The sequence below is a fragment of the Salinigranum salinum genome, from assembly GCF_009176545.1.
Lineage (GTDB): Archaea > Halobacteriota > Halobacteria > Halobacteriales > Haloferacaceae > Salinigranum > Salinigranum salinum.
On the sequence record NZ_VTOJ01000001.1, the window covers coordinates 467,888 to 490,138 of the forward strand.

Consider the following 22,251-nt stretch of genomic DNA (forward strand, 5'->3'; position numbering starts at 1 on the left):
TCGGCTCCCCCGCTCCCGGCGTCTCCGTCCGACAGAGCTACGCCCCGCTCGACAGGTATCCGATCGCGGCGTCGACGACGACCTCGCCGGCCACGAGCGCGTCCTCCCAGACGAGCGTCTCGTCGGGGAAGTGTGCCTGGTCGATCGTCCCCGGGCCGAAGACGACCGTGGGGATCCCGGCGGCGACGTAGTGGCGGTTGTCCGCGCCGTACGTCTCGCCGAGCGGATCGGTCGCGTCGAGGCCGTGCGCCCGCATCGCCGACTGCACCGCGCCGACCACCGCCGCGTCCGGATCGGTCTCGGCCGGTTCGAACTGGATCGAGAACCGCTCGAACCGCGGCGGGTGGGCCGACAGCCACTCGTCGGCCTCGACGACCTCCCGGAGGGCGGCCTCGTACTCGGCTTCGACCGCGTCGACCGACTCGCCCGGCGCGACGCCGAACCGGCACTCCGCGATCAGGGCGGCCGGAACGGTCGACGCCCACGACCCCGCCTCGACGACGCCGATCGTGAGCGGCAGGGGGACGTCGAACCGCTCGTAGCGGGGGTGATCGAGCCGCTCGCCACGTTCGGTTTCGAGCGCGAGGAAACGGTCGCGGATCGTCTCGAACAGGTCGAGGACGTCGACACCGCGCCACCGTCTCGCCGCGTGTGCCGACCGGCCGGTCAGTTCGAGCCGCTTCATCAGACAGCCCTCGGTGGCGATCACGGGCGCGAGTTCGGTCGGTTCGGCGACGATCGCGGCGTCGCGCTCGAAGGGGTACGGTGAGTCGAGGGCGGCCGCGGCGGCACCGATCCCCCCCTCCTCCTCGCCGGCGACGCACTCGACGACGAGTCGGCCGTCCACAGCCGTCTCGCTCTCCGCGACCGCGTCGGTGACCGCGAGCGCGGCGAAGACGCAGACGCCGACCCCGGTCTTCATGTCGACCGCGCCACGGGCGGTGAGTTCTGCTCCCGACTCGCTCCAGGTCGGCTCGAACGGGTCGGCGCTCCACACGCCCTCGTCGGCGGGGACGACGTCGGCGTGGCCGTTCAGGACGAGCGTCGGTCCGGCGTCGGGGTCGCCGAACTCCAGCACGCCCGCGACGCTCGGCCGGTCCGTCGTCTCGATCTCTGCGGGGTCGTCGGGGAAGGAGGGGTGGGTGGCGAGGCGCTCGGCGTCGGCCTCCCAGCGGTAGGTCTCGAAGCCCAGGTCGGCGAGGCGTGACTGGAACCACTCCTGGGCCGCGGCCTCGTTCCCGCCCGTGGTGTCGAACCGGATGAACTCCTCCGTGAACCGTCTGAGGTCGTCGTCGTACGCGCGGAAGGCCATTGGTCGTGGTGCGAGGATGGGCTACAAAGCGTTGTCGTCACCGGTGTGGTGCATCGGTCGGCCGGGCCGCGCCGCGTCGTCCGTTCGCTCCGCCCGACCGACACCGGCACCCGACACGCTTTTGCTACACGTTTCCAACCTCCGGTAGACAGATGTCGACGCCTTCACCCGAGCTCCTCGCGGCGCTCGACCTGCGTGACGACCAGTACTCGACGACCGAGGCCGACCGTGACGACCACTCGCGGGACTGGGCCACGGCTCCCCGCGAGGCGGTCGCACCGGACGTCGTCGTCTGGCCCGAGTCGACGGGCGACGTCTCGGCGGTCCTCGCGGCGGCGACCGAACACGGCGTGCCCGTCACGCCGTTCGCCGCCGCGACGGGTCTCGAGGGCAACGCGGTTCCCGTCCACGGCGGCGTCAGCCTCGACATGACGCGGATGGACTCGGTCCTCGAGATCCGGCCCGAGGACCGCCAGATCGACGTCGAGCCTGGACTGCTCGGGAGCGAGATCAACGAGGCGCTGGAGCGGTACGGGCTGTTCTTCCCGCCGCTCCCCACCTCGGGCGACATCGCCACGATCGGGGGAATGCTCGCGACGAACGCCTCGGGGAAACAGACGGTGAAGTACGGCAAGGTGGGCGACTGGGTGATGGAGTTAGAGGTGGTCCTCGCCGACGGCTCCGTCGTCGAGGTCGGGACGCGCGCGACGAAGACCTCCTCCGGCTACAACCTCCGCGACCTGATCGTCGGGAGCGAGGGGACGCTCGCCGTGGTGACGCGCGCCACGCTGGCGCTCGCGGGACGACCCGAACAGCAGCGCGCCGGTCGGGTCGTCTTCGACTCGTTCGAGACCGCGGCGACGGCGGCCGCCGACATCGTCCGTTCGGGCGTCGACGTGGCCGCGCTCGAACTCATCGACTCCCTCGCCGCCGCGATGGCCAACGCCTACCTCGACGGCACGCTCCCGGAGAAGCCGATGGCGTTCCTCGAGTTCCACGCCAACCACGGCGTCGACGAGGAGATCGACTTCTGTCGAACGATCCTCGACCGGTACGACCCCCTCGACGTCGAGTTCGGCGACGGCTCCGCACAGGACGACCTCTGGGAGGCCCGCCGCGAACTCGCCGACGCGACGCGGGCGTACTACTCCGATCGGGAATCCACCGCCCCCGGCGATCTCGCGGTCCCCCTCTCCCGGTACCCCGACCTCGTCGAGTACATCCACGCCCTCTCCGACGAGCGCGACCTCCCCATCCCCTGCTTCGGACACGCCGGCGACGGCAACATCCACTTCGACGTCTTCGCCGACCCCGCCGACGAGGAGGAGTGGGCCCGCGGCGTCGAGACGTACGAGACGATCGTCCGCGAGGCGGTTCGGATGGGCGGCACCGCCACCGGCGAACACGGCGTCGGTCGCGGCAAGCGCAAGTTCATGCTGGACGAACACGGCGAGAGCGGCGTCCGTGCGATGCGGGCGATCAAAGACGCACTCGACCCCGACGGGATCCTGAATCCCGGCAAGATTCTCCCGGACGTGGCCGACGGTCGGTGACGATCATTGCACATCAGTGTACAGTATTGTCTCCTATTGCTCGCTATTCGTGTTAATATGGTATTTATTTTCACTCCATCGAGGAGAGATAACAGATATCACTAAATACCCGGAGTCCAAGCCCCCGCTATGGCACGGAAGCGATCGTTCGGACGACGAGAAGTGCTGAAGACCACGGGTGCCGCGCTGGCCGCCGGCACGGTCGCCGGCTGTCTCGGCGGAGGCGGCGGGGGCGGCGGTGGCAGCGACGACCGGGTGCCGATGGACATCACCGAGTGGCCCCCCGAGGACTACTCCTCGAACCTCAACATGATGAACTGGTACGACTCGTGGGCCGAGTGGGCCATGGAGGAGTTCGGCAACGAGTACGACGTCGAGGTGACGAACGAGGGCTACTCCTCGCCCGACCAGTGGTACTCGCGACTGCAGGCCGGCAACACCGATATCGACAACATCGCCGCGACCACCAACTGGGTCGAACGCTCGATCAACAACGATTTCCTCCACGAACTGCCCGTCGACATCATGCCCGCGTGGGAGAACGTCACGGAGAACATCAAACAGGCCTCCTCCTACCAGCAGGACGGCGCGACGTACGCCGTCCCCGAGAGCCTCGTGCTCTACCCCCTGACGTACAACACGGACCACTTCGACTCTGCACCCGACTCGTGGGGCGTCCTCTGGGACGAGTCGCTGGAGGGTGAGATCATGATGTGGGACAACTCGACGGTCTCGTGTCAGATCGCGGCGATGTACACCGGGCAGGACCCCATCGAGCCCTCCGACTACGACGAGATCGAGGAGGTGCTCAAACAGCAGAAACCCCTCCTGCGGACCTACTGGGGCGACTACGAGCAGGGGATGCAGCTGTTCGTCAACGAGGACGTCGTCGCCGGCCCGCTCACGATGGGACGGACCTACACGGCCCGGTTCAGCGAGGGCGCACCGGTGAACTACACGGCCCCGGAGGAAGGGGCGATGTTCACCTCCGACCTGTTCGTCATCCCGAAGGGGGCACCGAACCCGATCACGAGCCTGCTGTTCACCAACTGGGCCTCGGAGAAGCCGAACGCCGCACAGCTGTTCGAGACGATGGGGTACAAGCCCGGCGTCGACATCCAGAGCGAACTCTCCGAGCAGGACCGCGAGTTCACGACGTGGCCCTCGGAGTGGAACCTCGTCTTCTCCGAGACGCTCTCGGACGACGTCCGCTCGACGTACGACGAGATCTGGACCGCCGTCAAGGCGGCGTAGGCCCATGTCACTCCTCAGCGTTCGCAGCCTCACGAAGCGGTTCGGGGATCTCACGGCGGTCGACGACGCGGCGTTCGACGTCGAGGACGGCGAGTTCGTCTCCATCCTCGGCCCCTCGGGGAGCGGCAAGTCGACCATCCTCCGCATGGTCGCGGGGTTCGAGACGCCGACCGAGGGCGAGATCGTCCTCGCCGGCGAGGACATCGTCGGGACGCCCCCGTTCGAGCGCGACATCAACATGGTGTTCCAGAACCTCGCGCTCTTCCCCCACCTGAGCGTCGCGGACAACATCGAGTACGGCCTCAAACAGCGCGGGGTTCCGAAAGACGAGCGCGAGCGCCGTACCGAGGAGATGCTGGAGATGGTTCGGCTCCCGGGGTACGGCCCGCGCGACCCGTCGGAGCTCTCGGGCGGGGAGCAACAGCGCGTCGCCCTCGCCCGGGCGCTGGTGAACGAGCCCGCGCTCGTGCTGTTCGACGAGCCGCTGTCGAGTCTGGACCGCAAACTGCGCCAGCACATGCAGACCGAACTCCAGCGCATCCAGGCGGAGACGGGGATCACGTTCCTCTACGTCACCCACGACCAGGAGGTCGCGCTCTCCGTCTCCGACAGGCTGGTCGTCCTCAACGACGGCCTCGTCGAACAGGTCGGCTCCGTCGAATCCCTCTACGAGGAGCCCGAGTCGCAGTTCGTCGCGGACTTCATCGGCGACGTCAACACGCTGGAGGCGCAGGTCGTCTCCACCGACGACGACACGCTCACCGTCGAGACCGGCGGGCTCGAGTGTGCGCTCCCCGGACGCAACGGTTTCGACACCGGCGACCGGATCCACGTCTGCGTCCGGCCACACGACGTCGATCTGGACGCCACTCCCGACCCCGACGCCGGCGGGACGTTCACCGCGTCGGGCACCGTCCGAACGCGGAGTTACCAGGGGTCGGACACGGTGTACACCGTGGCGACCGACCGCTGGGGCGACGTCGTCGCCGACGTCCGTGGCTCGACGTTCGACGTCGGCGACGCGGTGTCGGTCGCGTGGGACGGCTCCGACGTCTACCTGTTCGCCGCTGGCGACGAGACCAAGACCGAGACCGAACGCCCCCCGGAGGCGACGTGAGATGGGCACCGAGACCGAGACCCGAACCCCGAGCGGGGCGTCGACCCGCCTGACGGATCTGGTCGACTTCTTCCGCGAGCGCCCACGGCTGAAGAAGCTCGCTATCGCCGGCCCGCCGTACGGCGTGTTGATCGCCTTCTTCACGCTCCCGCTCCTGGCGATGTTCGTCATCTCCTTCCAGGAGGGGCAGATCGGTGGCGCGTGGACGCTGTCGAACTACACGGACTTCCTCGGGTCGCAGACGTACCTGACGGTGGTGTGGCGGACGTTCGTCGTGACGGTCCAGGTGACGGTGCTCGTGACCGTCGTCGGCTACACGCTCGCGTACAGCATCGTCCGCTTCTCCCGGCGGACCACCCTGCTCCTCCTCTTGGTGATCCTCCCCTTCTGGACCTCGTACATCATCCGGATGTACGCGTGGATCAACATCCTCCAGAGCGGGGGCGTGCTCGACTCGACGCTCCAGCTGTTCAGCCTCCCGCAGGTTGGACTACTCTACACCCAGCCGGCGGTCATGATCGGCTTCACGTACGTGTGGCTCCCCCTCGCGGTGTTACCCTTCTACGCCTCGCTCACGAACATGGACGCCGACCTCATCGAGGCCGCGAAGGACCTCGGCGCGGGACCGATCAAGACGTTCTTCACGGTGACGCTGCCGATGACGAAGAACGGCGTCGTCACCGGCGTGATCCTCGTCTTCATCCCGACGTTCGGCTCGTTCATCACGCCGCGACTGCTCGGCGGGACGAACAACATCATGATCGGGATGGTGATCGAGAACCAGTTCAAGTCGGCGTTCAACTGGCCGTTCGGTGCCGCCATCGGCATCGTCATCTCCGTCGTCGTCGTCGTCCTGCTCGTCCTCGGGGCGCGCGGCGGCGGCAACCTCTTCGGCGGACGGGAGGGTGAACGCTCGTGAGCTCTCCCACCGCCTCCGACTCGCTGTCGTCGTCGGGTCCCGTCGCAGCCGTCGAACGTCTCGTCCAGAACCACGGCGGGTCGCTCGCCCGTCTCGCGATGGTCGCAGTCTTCGGGTTCCTCTGGGTGCCCATCGCCGTGCTGGTCTTCATGTCGTTCGCCGAGGGCGGGGTGCTGTCGTTCCCCCCGAAGGAGCTCACCCTCCGGTGGTACAGCGTGTTCCTCGGCAACGACACCGCCATCGACGCCATCGTCACCACGCTCCAGGTGTCGATCCCCACGACGTTCATCACCGTGGTGCTGGCGACGCTCATCGCCTACGCCGTCGACCGCTACGTCTTCCCTGGGCGGACCACGCTCCAGCTCCTGGCGACGCTCCCCATCGTCGTCCCGCTGGTCGTCACCGGCATCGCGCTGGTGCTGTTCTTCGGGTTGATCCGGCCGCTCATCGTCATCAGCGGCTACCCCGCCGTGGTCCTCGCCCACGTCGTCCGCACGATCCCCTTCGCGACGCTCGTCATCATCCCGACGTTCCTCACCTTCGACCGCCAACTGGAAGAGGCCTCGAAGGATCTGGGGGCGGACGAACTCCAGACGTTCCGGCAGGTGACGCTCCCCAACGTCTTCCCCGGCATCGTCGCCGGTGGCCTCCTCGCCTTCACGCTCTCGTTCAACGAGTTCGTCTTCACCTACTTCGTGAAGGACTCCGCGACGACCACCCTGCCAGTGTACATCTGGAACCAGATCCGCTACAACGTCACCCCCGAGGTGAACGTCATCTCGGTCGTGTTCCTCGTCGTCGCCGTCACGCTCGTCCTCGTGGCCGTCTCGCTCACGCGCGTCGACCTGCTCGCGCGGAAGTAGCCGGTCGCGAGGGGACGTCCCGTCGACGAGCGATCCTCGTTCGGTGACTCGTCACCCCTCGGACGTCGCGTCACCCTCTCGCCGTCGGCCCTCGTGTGCCAGCTCTTCGCCCGGAGCCGATCGAACCGCCGTCCGCCCTGACTATTTGAACTGCATGATAGTTCATGGTCTGGTTTCGTAACGTCGACGATCGTACGGGCCTGTGGAATGTCCACACAAAACACGCTCCACGCCGAGATCCTCGGCCGCGACTTCGCGTTCGACTACTCGGAGAGCTGGGTCGGCTACTCCCTGTTCTTCATGCGGGTGACGATGGGCTGGGTGTTGTTCCAGGGCGGTGTCACGAAGCTGGTAACGTATCTGGACGCGGATCCCGGCAACAACTGGACTGCGGCGGGGTATCTGGCCAACGCGATCCCCGCGGGCAACCCACTGGCGGGCGTGTTCGCCGCCATGGCCGGGAACCCTCTCATCGACATCCTGAACATGTGGGGGCTCACCCTCACCGGACTGGCACTCATCCTCGGGGCGTTCGTCCGCTGGAGCGCGTTCTGGGGGGCGGTCATGATGCTGTTCTACTGGCTCGCGGCGCTGCAGGGCGGCCTCTTCGCGGGGCTTCCGCTCGAACACGGCTGGGTCGTCGACGACCACCTCGTCTACGCGTTCTTGCTGTTCGGCCTCGGCGCGTTCGGTGCGGGCCGTATCCTCGGCCTCGACGCCCGGCTGGAGAAGCTCTCGATCGTCGAGAACAACCGCTGGCTCCGGCTGTTGCTCGGGTGAGACGGGCGACGGAGTCAGTGTATCCGGTGGACGGCCGGCGGTGACCGGCCGTCCGGTCGAGACGGCCCACGAGTCGGACCGGTCTCCGGACGGTCCCGCGGCCGCACCCCGTGGGCGTCCTGCGAGGCGTTGGACCGACTCACCCGTCGAGCAGCACGTACCGCACCGGATCGGCCTCCATCGCCCAGTCGAACGCCCGTACGCGCCCCGCCGCGACGTCGATTCGGACCGCGGTCTCGCCGGACCGCTGTGGCACTGGAACGGTGAGCAGCACCGACGGTGGCACCCGGTATCGGTAGTCGAGTACCGTTCCGTCGGCGACACGGATTCGGACGCGCTCCTCGCGGTCGCCGGGGTTGTAGACTCTCAGTTCGGAGCCGGCACGCCGTCCACGGGGATCGAACCCGCCGTCGGGGTAGCCGCTCGACGTTCCCCGGACGGCGAGCGCACAGTCGGGGTCGCACAGCGCGGGCCGCGAGAACCCGACGCCGGTGTTCACCCGCACGCGGAGCGTCGAGAGCGACGGCGTCACGGTCCAGTCGAACTGGTCGCGGATGCCCGACGCGGTCTCGACCACGACCCGGTAGTCGCCGGTCGGGATCCGACCGTCGAGTTCGACCGCCGTCCCCTGACGGACGGTCCGGCTCTCGACGAGGAGCGTGTCGTCCCCGTCGTCGACCGCCACCGTCACGTACCGGTCGGTGGCGGCGTCGTTCACCACGGTCAGGGTGCCGCTCCGGCGATCCGACGAGGTTCCTCGCTCGTCAGTGCGCTCCGTCGCGTCGCCTCCGGCGGTCCTGCCGGTCGTCGTCGCCGCACCGTCGGGGCCCGCCGCCGGCTGACGCGTCGTGGCCGACGCGGTCGTCGCGGGCTCGTCCGAACGGGATCCACATCCGGTGAGCAAGAGGAGGACGACGGTACCGAGGACGGTGCGACGGTGGAGCGACACAGTCGCGGTTGGGGTGCGAACGTCAAACGCGCGTCGGTCTGTGCGTCGCCAGATCACACCGCCTCCCGCTTCGGTCCCGTCGTCAGCGGGAGAGCACCTGTCGCCGTCTGAACTCCACGATGACGAACACCGCGACGGCGAGCGGCACCAGCAACAGTTCGGGGGTGAGTTCCGGCGAGGCGTAGTAGCGGACGACCCGCACCCAGGGCGCGACGTCGTCGTTCACGTACTCCCGTGCCGGGACGACGGGCCACAGCAGGAACCCGAGTTCCCCGAACCGGCCGGTGACGATCGGGCCGATCGCGTCGCCGACGATGTGCGAGACGTGGCCGAAGCCGAACGCGACCGCGAGATGCGAACGGCGGGAGCGGCGCGCAACGTACCAGAGCACGGCGAGCAGCCCCACCGTGAACACCAGCGAGTGGGCGAGGGAGCGGCCGCTGACCAGGACCCCGGCGAACGCGAGCGGTTTGTCGACGAGGTCGGGGAACTGCGTTCCCAGGAGGAGGGCACCGAGCCTCACCCCGTGTGGATAGCGGCCCGGGATCGCCCGGGCGAACACGACGTAGAGGAGGTAGCCGAGCAGCGCGTGACCGAGCGGGAACACTGTGGTCGGTATTTCGTTCCGCCGTTCGTAAACGCTCCGGTTCGGGGTATCGACCCGACGACGGCCGCTCAGCGCCCCGGCCGCCCGAACGCCACGCCGCCCGTCCCGTCGACGGTGACGGTCACCGGCCCCTGCGGCGGGCAGGACCACCACGTCCGCGTCTCCTCGGCTCCTCCGTCGACGCGCAGACGGACGACGTACCGTCCCGAGTCGGACACCGGGACGACCTCTCGGCGTTCGCCCGGATCGAGGGCGTAGCGCCCGGCGAACCGTTCGACGCCGTTCCGTTCGACGCCGACGTCGACGACGTGCGTCGCGTCGTCGCGGTTCTCGACACGCATCGCCGTGTTCGCCGGGCCGCAGCCGACGTCGAGCGTCGAGACATCGACCACCTGCGAGGGCTCTTCGGGGACGTGCCAGTCGTCGTCGACGCGCCCGTCCGGCGTCTCGACCACGACGCGGTACGTCCCGCTCCGGTACGTGAGCGGGACGACGATCTGCGTCTCCCGCTCGATCCGGTAGCGGACGTCGAGGAGGGTTCGACCGAACAGCGAGACCGCCAGTGTCGCTTCCGTCGGCGGCCCCGGGTTCGTGAGCACGACCTGGGCCGGCGCGTACCACCGACCGGTGCCGTCGCCGACGAGCGGGGCGTCGAGGCGGTCGCCGCCCGCCTCGACCGCACAGTCGACGCCGGGCTCACATCGGACCGTCCGCACGACGTCGATCCCGTCGGCGAGCGTCACCGCGAGTCCGTCGAGTTCCGCGATCACGTCCCAGCGGTACGTCGTCCGGTCACCGTCGGCGGTTTCGACGACCACGTCGTACGTCCCGCCCGTCGCGAGGACGTCCTCGAGCGTGTGTCGCTCGCCGGAGACGAGCTCTCGGCTCTCGACGAAGACGGTCTCGCCCGCGAACTCGACCGCGACGGTGACGAACTCGGTCGTCGCGTGGGTGTTGCCGATCGAGATAGACTGTGGCGACACCGGCGGACCCGTCGGCGTCGCGGGGGCGTTCGTCCGCCGTGTGGTCGTCCGGCGGGCGACCTGGTTGCCGTCTCCGTCGGGTTCACCCTCACCCCCACCCCCACCCGCGAACCCGCCACACCCCGCCAGTCCGGTCGCGACGAGCGCGAGGAGTCCACGGCGTGGAAGAGCCATGACATCCATCAGGCGGCGGCAGGCAAGAGAGTGTTCCTCCGCCGTGCCCGTCCGCCCCGCGGTCCGTCGAGACGAAGCCGTTTTCCCCGGCGACCGGATACGGAACCCAATGAGCAAGCCGACGCCCGAGGTGTACGAACGGGGTCGCGGCATGGACGCGCACAATCAGGTGATGCGCGACATCCGCTCGGAAAAAGACGAGACGTACGACCCCCACGAGCCGACGCGGGTGTGGCTCGACGAGGACAACACGCCCGACGGCGTCCGTCGATCGCTCACGATCATCCTCAACACCGGTGGCTGTCGCTGGGCGCGCGCCGGCGGCTGTACGATGTGCGGCTACGTCGCCGAGTCGGTCGAGGGCGGCACCGTCCCCCACGAGGCACTGATGGACCAGGTACGGGTGTGTCTCGACCACGAGGCTGAGCACGCGGACGACCCCGCCCCGCTGATCAAGATCTACACCTCGGGGTCGTTCCTCGACGAGCGCGAGGTGCCCGCCGAGACGCGCGCGGCCGTCGCCGAGACGTTCGCCGACCGCGAACGGATCGTCGTCGAGTCGCTCCCCGACTTCGTCGCCCGCGAGAAGCTCGCGGACTTCACGGATCACGGTCTGGAAACGGACGTCGCTATCGGACTGGAGACCGCCACGGACCGGATCCGACACGACTGCGTGAACAAGTACTTCGACTTCGACGAGTTCGTCGCCGCGAGCGCCGAGGCCGACGCGGCGGGCGCGGGAATCAAGGCGTACCTGCTGATGAAACCGCCGTTCCTCACAGAGCACGAGGCGCTCGAGGACATGGTCGCCTCGGTCCGGCGGTGTGCGGAGTACGCTCACACCGTCTCGATGAACCCGTGTAACGTCCAGCGGTACACGATGGTCGACGAACTCTTCTTCCGGGGTGGCTACCGTCCGCCGTGGCTCTGGTCGGTCGCCGCGGTGCTCGAACGAACCGCAGAGACGGACGCCATCGTCGTCTCCGATCCCGTCGGTCACGGCTCCGACCGCGGCCCGCACAACTGCGGCGAGTGCGACGACCGCGTCCAGCGCGCGATCAAGGACTTCGACCTCCGACAGGACCCGTCGGTGTTCGAGCAGGTCTCCTGCGAGTGCGAGGCGACGTGGCGCGCCGTCCTCGACGAGGAGACGGCCTACGCGATGCCGCTGACGCGATAACCCCGATTAAACGACCGATTTAGCCCGCTCTCACCGTCGTTCGCCGCAGGGGTTCGCGAACCGCCGACTCGGATGTGGTGGTCGGGGACGCCCTAACCGCTGGTTTCGACGTGTAGGCTCTGCTTTCCGAGGCGGAAAGCGGCGTGTACCAAAGTCACTGGAGATCGTCCCTCCTCGTGATAGCACCCGGCGCTATTCCACACCCATGTCGGAACACGACTTCAAATCGGTCCACTACAAGGACGGCTGGCTCGAGATCCGCGAAGACGGCAACCCCGAGGGGTGGATCGCCACGGACACCCCTACCTGGATCGAACTCTAGACGAAGCCCCGGAGAATACCCTGCCCGTCGGTCCGACCGAGGTCCGGCAGCGTCGCCCGCTCCGGGTGGGGCATCAGCACCGCCACGGTGTCGCGCTCGCCGACGATCCCCGCCACGTTGCCCACGGAGCCGTTGGGGTTCGCCGCCTCGGTGACGGCCCCCTCGGCGTCGCAGTAACGGAACAACACTCTGTCCTCGGCCTCGAGTCGTTCGTACCGCTCCTCGCTACTCTCGAACCGCCCCTCGCCGTGGGCGATGGGGAGTTCGACGACGTCCCCCTCGTCGTACGCCCGGGTCCACGGCGTGTCGTCCCGTTCGACCCGGAGGAAGACGTGTTCACACTGGAAGCGCGCGCTCCGGTTCGTGGTGAAGGCACCGGCCGTGAGCCCCGACTCGCAGCCGATCTGTGCCCCGTTGCAGATGCCGAGCACGGGGACGCCCGCGTCGGCGTGTTCGCGGACCTCGGACATCACGGGCGCACGGGCGGCCATCGCCCCCGCACGGAGGTAGTCGCCGTAGGAGAACCCGCCGGGGATCACGATCCCCGTCGTGTCGGCGGGGAGACCGTCCTCGTGCCAGACCCGGCGGGCGTCGATCCCGAGGTACGAGAGCGCCTGGACCGCGTCGCGGTCGCAGTTCGACCCGCCGAACTGGACGACAGCGACGGTCACCGGCGGCACCTCCGGGTGCCGCGACTGAACGTCGGTGTCGGAGACGAGAGGGTCACCGGCGGCACCTCCGGGTGCCGCGACTGAACGTCGGTGTCGGAGACGAGAGGGTCACCGACGGCACCTCCGTGTGCCGTGCCCGAGCGTCGGTGTCGGAGAGAGGGCGGTCATTCCGCCTCCGAGACCGCCACCTCGTAGTCGTGGATGGTCGGGTTCGCGAGGAGCCGTTCGGCCATCTCGTCGGCCCGCTCTTCGGCGGCGTCGACGGAGTCGGCGTCGAGATCGATCTCGAACCGATCCGCCGATCGGAGCGCGTCGAGCTCGAACCCCAGCCGCTCCAGCGCGCGCTTCGTCGTCTCCGCTTCGGGGTCGAGCACGCCGCGTTTGAGGCGGACGGTGACCGTCGCGGTGTACGCTGTCATCGCGTGAGCGTGCGTGGTGATGCGCAAAAGCCGTTTTGGAACGTGAGTGATGTACACGAACGCGCATACTGGCCGGCCTCACGCTCCGGCGCGTGTCTCTCGGGGCGCGTCACCCGTCTTCACCGCTCTAGTGTGACACGCCGTGTGATCGAGTACCCTGTTACTCGGTGACGAAGTAACTCTTCGCGAAAACGGAAGCGGTTTACGCGCCCGCTCGCTCCGAACGAGTATGTTCGGCCTCGAACAGCCGGAGGTGACGGTATGACACGCGAATACACCGAAGTCACGGTCGTCGGAGACGACAAGACGGGAATCGTCGCGCGCTTCACCACCTTGCTGTTCGAGCGCGGAGTCAACATCGAGGACATCGATCAGGCGGTCCGCGACGGCGTCTTCCGGATGACGCTCCACGCCGACACGTCGGGGATGGTCTGCACCGAGGCGACGCTCCGGGACGCGCTCACCGCGCTCGCCGACGAGATGGACGTGGACGTGCAGGCACGCTTCCCTGCAGACCGCGAGACGAAGCGCATCGCGGTCCTCGCGACGAAGGAGTCACACTGCCTCGCGGCGCTGCTCGACGCGTGGGCCGCGGACGACCTCGACGCCGAGGTCGGCGTCGTCGTCGCCAACCACGACGACCTCCGACCGCTGGCGGAACGCCACGGCGTCCCGTTCCACGACATCGGCGACGAGAAGGGATCGCCCGACGAGACGGAACTGCTCCGTCTGCTCGACGAGTACGACGCCGATCTGGTCGTCCTCGCACGCTACATGCGCATCCTCTCGCCGAACGTCGTGTTCCGCTACGAGGACCGCATCATCAACGTCCACCCTTCGCTGCTGCCGTCGTTCCCGGGCGCCGCCTCCTACCGGCAGGCGAAGGAGGCGGGGGTCCGCATCGCCGGCGTCACGGCCCACTACGTCACGACCGACCTCGACCAGGGCCCGATCATCACCCAGCGGGCGTTCGACGTGCCCGACGACGCCTCCGTCGAGGAGTTGCGGGCCCGCGGGCAACCGCTGGAAGCCGAGGCGCTCCTCGAGGCGGTGCGGCTCCACCTCGACGACGCCGTCACCGTCCACCGCGGCCGCACCAGTCTGCGCGACGGGGTCGACCCCGACGACTACCGTCTCGGTCTCGGCGACGTCGACACCCCCGACCGCCCCGTCGACGACCTCGCCGGGGCAGTGGCGGCCGCGCCCGGAGACGACGGGACCGACTCCGAGGAAGCCGAGACGGAACCCGAGGCGACTCCGACCGACTGAGTCGACTCCGCCCGACTCTCCCGAGCGCGCGCTCCGGTCTCACGCTCCGGGCACGAGCGGGCGATTGATACGTCTGTCACGCGACGACACCGCCATGAGCCGTGACGTCGACGTCGAGATCACGTACGAGGTCCCCGAGGGCGGCCTCGACGACGTCGTTCGGCTCCTCCGCTCGACGGGGTGGGCCGCCGACCGCGACCGCGAGGGCGTCCGCCGGATGCTCGCTCACACCGACGTCGTGGTCTGTCTCGTCCGCGAGGTTGCCAGCGGCCGCGACCGCGAGGTGGTCGCGTTCGCACGCGCGCTCACCGACTACGAGTACCGTGCGTTCGTCGAGGACGTCGTCGTCGGGGTCCCCTACCGCCGGCGGGGGCTCGGGACGACCCTGGTCGACGCGCTCTGCGCCCACCCCGACCTGACCGGCGTCGAACAGGTCGTGCTCGAATGTCGGCGCGACCTCGTCGGCTTCTACGAACGGCTCGGATTCGAGTCCGTCCCCAGCGAGGCGACGCTGATGAAGCGTGAGCGGCGGCCGGGCGACGGCGGGCGGTGAGCGGACCCGCTCGCGTCCACCAGCGCTAAGCCGGCGTAGGCCGACGAGAGGGTATGAGCGAGAACCGATCGCTCGACGACTTCCTCGGGGTCGACGACACCGACGACCACGGCGACCACGGCGACACCGACGCCGAGGGAGACGACGCGGACGACGGGGACGTCGCCGCGAGCGACCGCTCGACCGAGACGCGCGCCGAGCGGACGGTCGAAGTGGCCGCAGAGGACACAGCAGACGAGACCGCCGAGGAGTCGACCGACAGTGGCGACGTCGTCACGAGTGTCGACACCGCCACGGACACTACTCCCGACTCTACCGACGCCACCTCCGACTCTACCGACGCCACCTCCGACTCTACCGACGCCACCTCCGACTCTACCGACGCCACCTCCGACTCTACCGACGCCACTTCGGACACGGCCGCGGAACGGCCACGAGCGACGTACCGGTGGTCACCCGTCGGCGACGACTGTCCCGCCTGCGGCACGACCGTCCAGCGCCGCTGGCGCGAGGGCGACCGGTTCGTCTGCGCCGACTGCAAGGAGTGGTGAGCGACCGACCGTCGACGGTCGGTCCCGTTCTCGGTGTCGCTCGGCCGGGCTTGTCGGTGCCGCCGGTCTTTGTCGGCGTCCCTCACCTCGGCCAGGTCGGTCGTGAACGCTTCCTGCCTGCCGAGCCGCTCTTCACCCCCGTCGGAGCGCGCCGATGCGCTGGATTCCGGTCCTCAGCCGAGTCGTGTGTTCCCGCGTTCGAACCCCCGCACCAGCGTCGCCTCGTCGATGGAGAGGACGGTCGGCCGACCGTGTGGGCAGGCGTACGGCTGTTCGCAGGCACCCAGTCGGTCGAGCAGCGCCCGCGCCTCGTCGGTCGACAGCGCGTCGCCGGCCTTCAGCGAGGGGTGACACGCCACGTCCTTCAGGAGCTCGTCGCGGACGTCGTCGACCCCCCGCGCTCCTTCACGGTCGAGCGTCGCGAGGACGTCCCGGAGCGACGCCGGCGTGGCCGTCCGCCCGAGCGGTGCGGGGACGGCGCTGACGCGCACCGTCCCGTCGCCGACCGTCGCGGCGTCGTACCCCATCGCCCGCAGTTCGTCCCCGAGCGAGTCGACGAGCGCCGCCTCCGGTGCGGAGACACGGAGCGTCGCCGGCGGTTCCACGGCCTGAGACGGGAGGTCTCCGACGGTGGCCCGGAGCCGCTCGTAGTTGACCCGCTCGTGGGCGGCGTGCTGGTCGACGATCAGCAGGTCGTCGTCGGCCGCACAGAGCAGGTAGAGGTCGCGGAACTGACCGATGACCGATACTTTCGAGAGGGGTGACTCGCCGTCGAGCGGCCTCAGGCCCGCGTCGAGGTCCATCGACACCTCGCCGCTCCGGCGGAGGTCCGTCGTGGTCAGGGCGTCGCCGACGGCACGCTCGACCGCGTCGACCACGCCCGCGACGCGAAACGCGACCTCGGCCTTCGCCGGGTGGACGTTGTGGTCGACCGCCTCCGGGGGGACGCCGACGCGGACGACGGCGATCGGTGACCTGTCCGCAGGGAGGAGCGATCCGTAGCCCGCGACGACGGCACCCCGGAGCGTCCCGTCCGTCAGGGGGCGACCGTTCACTGCGACGTGGACGTGGTCGCGCGTGGCGCGGGTGATCGAGGGGTAACAGAGGACGCCCTCGACGCGGATCTCGGTGTCGTGTCCGGCCCCGGAGTCGCTGTCGACGCTCGCGGTGTCGTCGGTCACGAAGGAGAACGTGGTGCTCTGTCCGGCGACCGTCCGGTCGTAGACGCCGAGGAGCGCGTCGGTGTCGCCGGTCCCCGGCGTCGAGAACGTCTCGCGGCCGTCGTGGGCCAGCGAGAACCGGACCGTCGGGTGACAGAGCGCGTACCGCGAGAGGAGCTTCGAGACGCGCGCGAACTCGGCGTTCGCCGACGCGAGCTGTTTCCGGCGCGCCGGCAGGCTGTGGAACAGATCGCGGACCTCGACGGTCGTTCCCTGCGCGCGTCCGGCGGGTTCGGTCGTCACCTCGTCGTCGCCGACACGGACGGTGGTTCCCCGTGGTCCGCCGTCGTTCGTCGTCAGCGTCAGCCGCGAGACGGCGGCGATGCTCGGGAGCGCCTCGCCGCGAAACCCGAGAGTCGAGACGCGCTCGATCCCGTCCGGCGCGGAGAGCTTCGACGTGGTGTGGCGCTCGACCGCGAGCGCGGCCCCCTCACGACTCATCCCGTGGCCGTCGTCGCGGACCCGGATCGCCTCGGTGCCGTCGCCGTCGATCTCGACCGCGATCCTCGACGCTTCGGCGTCGAGGCTGTTCTCGACGAGCTCTCTCACGACCGCGGCGGGGCGGGTGACCACCTCGCCAGCGGCGATCTTACGTCTGGTTTCGGGGTCGAGTCTCCTGATTCGCGTCATCGAGTCTCCGCTGGAGTTCGTGGAGGAGGGCGAGCGCGTCCATCGGCGTCGTCCGCGCGACGTCGACGGTGCGGATGTCGCGGAGGACGTCGTCGGCGACGTGGTTCTCGTCACCGCGCGCCTCCCGCGACGGGTCGGGCAGTGGCGCTGACTTCGCGCGGCCACCGCCTCCTTGGGTCCCCCCCGAGAAGGTCTTTTCGCCTGGCTCGGCGGTCTCGTGGACCGCCGGATCACGCTCCTGCCCGTTCTCGCGACCGTTCGTCGCGGGCGTCCCGACCCGTGCAGGCGATCGGGCCGGTGTCGCGTCGTCCGACCGTGATCGGTCGTCGGCCTCCTCGGCGGGCGACGCTGTCCCCGTCTCGGCGTCGACCAGGGTACGGGCGCGATCGACGACCCTGTCGGGGACGCCCGCGAGCCGTGCCACCTCGACGCCGTACGATGACGACGAGGGGCCGTCGGCGACGCGGTGGAGGAAGGTGACGTCGTCGCCGTCGCGCTCGGCCGTGAAGTGGAGGCAGAAGACCCCGGGGTAGTCGTCGGCGAGGTCGGTGAGCTCGTGGTAGTGCGTGGCGAACAGCGTCGTCGCGCCGACCTCGTCGTGGAGGAACTCGGTCGTGGCACGGGCGATGGCGAGGCCGTCGGTCGTCGACGTTCCCCTCCCGACCTCGTCGAGGAGGACGAGCGACGCCTCGGTCGCGCCGTGGAGCACCTCGGTGAGTTCGGCCATCTCGCGCATGAACGTCGACTGCCCACCGGCGATGTCGTCGGAGGCTCCCACGCGGGTGAACACGCGGTCGACCACCCGGAGGTCGGCGTGCGACGCCGGGACGAAACTGCCCGCCTGCGCCATGACGCACGTCAGCGCGATCTGCCGCATGTACGTCGACTTGCCCGACATGTTCGGGCCGGTGACGAGCGCGATCTCTCCCCGAGAGAAGTCGACGCCGTTCGGGACGAACTCGGTGGTTCGCTCGACGACGGGGTGTCGGCCCTCTTCGATCGCGATGGCGTCGGCCCCGAACGCCGGGCGGGTGTAGTCGTTCTCGACGGCGGTCGCGGCAAACGTCGCCAGCACGTCGAGCTCCGCCAGCGCGTCCGCCAGCGCTTGGACCCGCTCGGTCTCGTCGGCGACGGACGAGCGCACCTCGCGGAACACCTCGTACTCCAGCGCGTCGGCACGCTCCGACGCCGAGATGATCTCGTCCTCTCGGCGCTTCAGTTCGGGCGTGTAGAACCGCTCGGCGTTCTTCAGCGTCTGCCGCCGCGTGTACTCGTCGGGGACGCGGTCGAGGTTCGGGTTCGTCACCTCGATGTAGTAGCCGTGGACCTGCGTGTAGCCCACCTCGAGCGAGTCGATCCCCGTCCGTTCGCGTTCTTTCGCCTCCAGCTGTGACACCCACTCGCGCCCCTCGCGCTCGGTCGCCCGCACCTCGTCGAGGTCGGCGTCGAACCCCTCGCGGATCACGCCGCCCTCGGTGATCTCCTGTGGCGGGTCGGTGACGATCGCCCGTTCGACGAGCGATCGGACGTCGGCGCAGTCGTCGAGCCGATCCAGCAGGGCCGCGAGGCGGTCGGCGGCGTGGTCGTCGACGACGCCGGCGAGCGCGTCCCGGACGGCGGGGACGACCCCGAGCGTCGTCGCCAGCGACCGGAGGTCGCGCGCGTTCGCCCGCCCGCGAGAGACGCGCCCCACGAGCCGTTCGAGGTCGTACACCTCGCGCAGCGTCTCCCGGAGCGTCTCGCGGGCGACCCCCTCTCGCGTGAGTGCCTCGACCGCGTCGAGCCGCGCCTCGGCCTCCCCGCGATCGATGGTCGGCCGCCGGAACCACGCCTCCAGCCGTCGCCGTCCGAGCGCACACGACGTCTCGTCGAGCGCGCCGATCAGCGTCCGTCCCGACCGCGACCGCGACTCGAACAGCTCCAGACTCCGGAGCGCCGTGGCGTCCAGCCGCATGTACGCTCGGGGGTCGAACCGCGTTACGCGCGAGACGTAGTCGAGGTGGTCGCCCCCCTGGGTGTACTCGGCGTACGCGAGCACGGCACCGGCCGCGCGGATCTCCGCGTCGGACGCGAGCACTCGCTCGGGCCGGGCGTACGCGCCGACCCGCTCCCGCGCGGCGTCGAGCGCGAACGCCCCCTCGTCGAACGACGAGCGCATCGCCTCGGTCGTGAGCGCCGGTTCGAGGTCGACCGCCGGCCCGGTGAGGAGCTCCGCCGGGGCGAGCCGTTCGATCTCCTCGACGACCGTCGGCCGGTCGCCGCTCGTCACCAGACACTCGCCGGTCGAGACGTCGACGACCGCGAAGCCGTACCGGGGTCGCTCGTCGCCCGGGTCGGCGCTTGCCGACGACTCGCCGGCCTCGCGGACGATCGCCCCGAGGTAGTTGGCCGTGCTCCCCTCGAGGAGTTCGTCGTCGACGATCGTCCCCGGCGTCACCAGCTGTGTGACCGCGCGGTCGACCAGTCCCGACGCCTCCTCGGCGGGCTCGACTTGGTCGGCGAGCGCGACGCGATATCCCGCATCGAGCAGCCGCTCGACGTACGAGGCGGCGTTGTCGATCGGGACGCCCGCCATCGGGTACTGCCCCGTGGAGTCCTCGCGCTTCGTGAGCGTCACCTCGCAGACGCGGGCGACGGTCTCCGCGGCGGCACAGAACGCCTCGTAGAAGTCGCCCACCTGGAAGAGGACGAGCGCGTCGTCGTGGGCCTCGCAGAGGTCGGTGTACTGCGCCATCATCGGCGTCAGCTCCTCGCGGACGGCGAGCATCTCCGCCGGGGCACCGAGCGCCGGATCCGTCTCCTCCTCGGGTCCGCCGGAGCGCCCTCCGACCTCGTGCTCACCGCCTCGCCCGTCGTCGGCCCCGTCCCTCGCGTCCTCGTCCGCGGCGCTCCCCGTCCCGTCTGTCGCGTCCTCGGTCACCCCGCCGGCTGCCGCGTCGCGGTCGGCGTCCCCGCCTCCGTTCATGTGCGGATAGCCGGCGACGGAGCGATAAAAAGCGTCGGGTCCGCGCGCTCGGCCGGGACGGGTCCACCAGTAGCACCACTCGGCGCTCCCGTGGCACGCTCCGACGATGGGCAGTGCGTGGAGCAGAACGGCGGCCCGACCGCGCTCACGCCCTCAGCGACGGTTTGGAGAACCTGCCGGGAGGGGAAACGACAAGCCGCTGGGCCCGACCCGTCCACCACGGAACGGACACAGAACACGGTGGGCGGACCCGACAGGGGGAGCGACACACGCCCCGGAGACGGACTCCACGGTACCGACGCTCCCGCCGTCGGCGAGGAACGAACCGACGTCGAGCCCGTCGGCGTGCAGCCGGACGAGACGGTCCCGTTCCGCGAGGCGATCCGGGCGTGGGTCGCCGTCGCGGCGGCGAGCTTCGGCGGCCCGGCCGGTCAGATCGCGGTCATGCACCAGCAGGTCGTCGAGCGACGAGCGTGGGTCGACGACGACCGGTTCCTCAACGCGCTGAACTACACCATGTTGCTCCCGGGGCCGGAGGCACACCAGCTCGCGGTGTACCTCGGCTGGCTGCTCCACGGGACGCTCGGAGGTGTCGTCGCCGGGACGCTGTTCGTGCTCCCCGGCTTCGTCGCTATGCTCCTCTTCGGGACGATCTACGTGCTCTTCCGGTCGGCGCCGGTGGTTCCGGCACTCTTCTTCGGACTCAAGGCCGCGGTCATCGCCGTCGTCTTCCTGGCGGTCGTCCGGCTGGGGCGACGGACCCTGTCGAACGCGCTGCTGGTCGCCGTCGCCGTCGCAGCCTTCGTCGCGATGTACGCGTACGCCGTGCCGTTCCCGGCCGTGGTGCTGGGCGCTGGTGTGGTCGGCTGGGTGGGGTACCGACTCCGTTCGACGACTCCCGCGGCGCCCGCTCCGCCGGCGGCCCACACCGTCGACGGCGAGGGAGTGGACGACGACCGTGACGCCGACGCTGCGGACACGACCACCGGCCGAACCGTCCGCGGCGCGAGTTCGACCGCCGGTCCCGGACACGCGCCCGGCGTCACCGCCGGTCTCGCTCGCCGCCCCACGTGGCGAGGGACGGCTCGGACCGCGGTCGTCTGGACCGCGGTGTGGCTGGCACCGCTCGTCCCGCTGGTGGTCGTCTTCGGGCTCGGGAGCGTGCTGGTCACGGAGGCGGTGTTCTTCGCCGGCGTCGCGGCGGTCTCGTTCGGTGGTGCGTACGCCGCGCTGGCGTTCGTCGCCTTCCTCGGCGCCTTCCGCAACCCCGGCGGGCTCGATCCGCTCGTCGCCGGCCTCCTCGGAGCGACCGTGGCCGGCTGGTTCACGTACCTGCCGAGCTACCTGTGGATCTTCGTCGGCGCGCCGTACGTGGAGGCACTGCGCGAGAACGAGGCACTGTCGGCGGCGCTGTCGGCCGTGACCGCGGCGGTCGTCGGCGTCATCGCCAACCTCGGCGCGTGGTTCGGCGTCCAGGTGCTGTTCGCCGAGCGGCTGACGTGGACCGGGGTCGGCGCGCGCGTCGTCCTCCCGGTCGCGGCGACGGTCGACCCGGCTGCCGTCGTGATCGCTGTCGGCGCTGGAGTGGCGATCGGGTACCTAGGCCAGTCGATCCCACGGACGATCGGCGCCGCTGCGTTCCTCGGGATCGGACTACAGATGGGCGTCGGGTGACCACCGGCCCCGTCACACCCGCAGCCCCCCGGACGACGGTCGTCTCGGCCGCTCTCTGCCCACGAACCGCCACGTCTCGGCTGTTCGACGGATCTCCACCGGTCGGGAATGGCAGTTGACCACACCCAGCAAAGTTAGGTGACTCCGGCAAGAACCACCTAGTAACCGTGAGGATCAAGAGGAACCTGAGGCCGCCCTGCCCGTCGTCGTCGCTCCCCCGTGCGCCGACACGACCGACGCGCCGGTCGAACCACGGCTCTCCGGCGTCTCCGCGAGCCGGAACGCG

At 69.7% G+C, this 22,251-nt stretch carries 19 protein-coding genes; 11 read left to right on the forward strand and 8 right to left on the reverse strand.

The window, feature by feature from the left end; genetic code table 11:
- Window positions 1–37 precede the first annotated feature (37 nt).
- Window positions 38–1,312 (reverse strand): M20/M25/M40 family metallo-hydrolase, encoded by a 1,275-nt coding sequence (locus FZP69_RS02220; protein WP_152039760.1) that lies wholly within the window; start codon window positions 1,310–1,312, stop codon window positions 38–40.
- A 152-nt stretch (window positions 1,313–1,464) separates the two neighbouring features.
- Here FZP69_RS02220 and FZP69_RS02225 point away from each other — a divergent pair, with 152 nt between their 5' ends.
- The 6 genes from FZP69_RS02225 (at window position 1,465) to FZP69_RS02250 (ending at window position 7,798) form a co-directional block, all read left to right on the forward strand.
- Window positions 1,465–2,865, forward strand: a complete 1,401-nt coding sequence (locus FZP69_RS02225; protein ID WP_152039761.1) for an FAD-binding oxidoreductase — start codon at window positions 1,465–1,467, stop codon at window positions 2,863–2,865.
- A 129-nt stretch (window positions 2,866–2,994) separates the two neighbouring features.
- Complete coding sequence (locus tag FZP69_RS02230) at window positions 2,995–4,119, forward strand: ABC transporter substrate-binding protein (protein ID WP_152039762.1); 1,125 nt, start codon at window positions 2,995–2,997, stop codon at window positions 4,117–4,119.
- Window positions 4,120–4,123: 4 nt separating this feature from the next.
- Window positions 4,124–5,236, forward strand: coding sequence for an ABC transporter ATP-binding protein (locus tag FZP69_RS02235; protein WP_152039763.1), 1,113 nt, complete (start codon window positions 4,124–4,126; stop codon window positions 5,234–5,236).
- A 1-nt stretch (window position 5,237) separates the two neighbouring features.
- On the forward strand, window positions 5,238–6,155 hold the full coding sequence (locus FZP69_RS02240; protein ID WP_152039764.1) for an ABC transporter permease: 918 nt from the start codon (window positions 5,238–5,240) through the stop codon (window positions 6,153–6,155).
- On the forward strand, window positions 6,152–7,018 hold the full coding sequence (locus FZP69_RS02245) for an ABC transporter permease (protein ID WP_240137427.1): 867 nt from the start codon (window positions 6,152–6,154) through the stop codon (window positions 7,016–7,018). The genes FZP69_RS02240 and FZP69_RS02245 overlap by 4 nt, the downstream gene beginning before the upstream one ends.
- A gap of 207 nt (window positions 7,019–7,225) precedes the next feature.
- Window positions 7,226–7,798, forward strand: a complete 573-nt coding sequence (locus FZP69_RS02250) for a DoxX family protein (RefSeq protein WP_152039765.1) — start codon at window positions 7,226–7,228, stop codon at window positions 7,796–7,798.
- A 139-nt stretch (window positions 7,799–7,937) separates the two neighbouring features.
- Here the strand turns inward: FZP69_RS02250 and FZP69_RS02255 are convergent, their stop codons facing one another.
- From FZP69_RS02255 to FZP69_RS02265, 3 genes are all read right to left on the reverse strand, one after another.
- Window positions 7,938–8,747, reverse strand: a complete 810-nt coding sequence (locus FZP69_RS02255) for a hypothetical protein (RefSeq protein WP_152039766.1) — start codon at window positions 8,745–8,747, stop codon at window positions 7,938–7,940.
- Window positions 8,748–8,829: 82 nt separating this feature from the next.
- The gene (locus tag FZP69_RS02260) at window positions 8,830–9,354 is read right to left on the reverse strand and encodes a metal-dependent hydrolase (protein WP_240137429.1); all 525 of its coding nucleotides are present in this window, start codon (window positions 9,352–9,354) and stop codon (window positions 8,830–8,832) included.
- A 68-nt stretch (window positions 9,355–9,422) separates the two neighbouring features.
- Window positions 9,423–10,511, reverse strand: a complete 1,089-nt coding sequence (locus tag FZP69_RS02265) for a hypothetical protein (RefSeq protein ID WP_152039767.1) — start codon at window positions 10,509–10,511, stop codon at window positions 9,423–9,425.
- A gap of 109 nt (window positions 10,512–10,620) precedes the next feature.
- Here FZP69_RS02265 and FZP69_RS02270 point away from each other — a divergent pair, with 109 nt between their 5' ends.
- Entirely contained in the window at window positions 10,621–11,691 is a 1,071-nt protein-coding gene (locus FZP69_RS02270) for an archaeosine biosynthesis radical SAM protein RaSEA (protein WP_152039768.1), read from the forward strand.
- A gap of 318 nt (window positions 11,692–12,009) precedes the next feature.
- On the opposite strand, the gene purQ is transcribed toward FZP69_RS02270, so the two are convergent.
- Both purQ and purS read right to left on the reverse strand, forming a co-directional pair.
- Window positions 12,010–12,684: a phosphoribosylformylglycinamidine synthase I gene (gene purQ, locus FZP69_RS02275; RefSeq protein WP_152039769.1), complete on the reverse strand. Its 675-nt coding sequence runs from the start codon at window positions 12,682–12,684 to the stop codon at window positions 12,010–12,012.
- Window positions 12,685–12,848: 164 nt separating this feature from the next.
- Window positions 12,849–13,103, reverse strand: a complete 255-nt coding sequence (gene purS, locus FZP69_RS02280; protein WP_152039770.1) for a phosphoribosylformylglycinamidine synthase subunit PurS — start codon at window positions 13,101–13,103, stop codon at window positions 12,849–12,851.
- A gap of 261 nt (window positions 13,104–13,364) precedes the next feature.
- Between purS and FZP69_RS02285 the strand changes: the two genes are divergently transcribed.
- From FZP69_RS02285 to FZP69_RS02295, 3 genes are all read left to right on the forward strand, one after another.
- Window positions 13,365–14,372 carry a formyltetrahydrofolate deformylase gene (locus tag FZP69_RS02285; RefSeq protein WP_152039771.1) on the forward strand — a complete coding sequence of 336 codons (1,008 nt, stop codon included), beginning with the start codon at window positions 13,365–13,367 and terminating at the stop codon, window positions 14,370–14,372.
- Window positions 14,373–14,466: 94 nt separating this feature from the next.
- Window positions 14,467–14,925: a GNAT family N-acetyltransferase gene (locus FZP69_RS02290; RefSeq protein ID WP_152039772.1), complete on the forward strand. Its 459-nt coding sequence runs from the start codon at window positions 14,467–14,469 to the stop codon at window positions 14,923–14,925.
- 53 nt (window positions 14,926–14,978) lie between these two features.
- Window positions 14,979–15,476, forward strand: a complete 498-nt coding sequence (locus FZP69_RS02295) for a zinc ribbon domain-containing protein (RefSeq protein WP_152039773.1) — start codon at window positions 14,979–14,981, stop codon at window positions 15,474–15,476.
- Window positions 15,477–15,649: 173 nt separating this feature from the next.
- Here the strand turns inward: FZP69_RS02295 and mutL are convergent, their stop codons facing one another.
- Both mutL and mutS read right to left on the reverse strand, forming a co-directional pair.
- The gene (mutL, locus tag FZP69_RS02300; RefSeq protein ID WP_152039774.1) at window positions 15,650–17,326 is read right to left on the reverse strand and encodes a DNA mismatch repair endonuclease MutL; all 1,677 of its coding nucleotides are present in this window, start codon (window positions 17,324–17,326) and stop codon (window positions 15,650–15,652) included.
- Window positions 17,286–20,093 carry a DNA mismatch repair protein MutS gene (gene mutS / locus FZP69_RS02305; RefSeq protein ID WP_152039775.1) on the reverse strand — a complete coding sequence of 936 codons (2,808 nt, stop codon included), beginning with the start codon at window positions 20,091–20,093 and terminating at the stop codon, window positions 17,286–17,288. Before mutS ends, mutL begins: the two co-directional genes overlap by 41 nt.
- Window positions 20,094–20,531: 438 nt before the next feature.
- Between mutS and FZP69_RS02315 the strand changes: the two genes are divergently transcribed.
- A complete protein-coding gene (locus tag FZP69_RS02315) occupies window positions 20,532–21,965 on the forward strand; it encodes a chromate transporter (RefSeq protein WP_204959889.1) in 1,434 nt (477 codons plus the stop codon).
- Window positions 21,966–22,251: the final 286 nt, after the last annotated feature.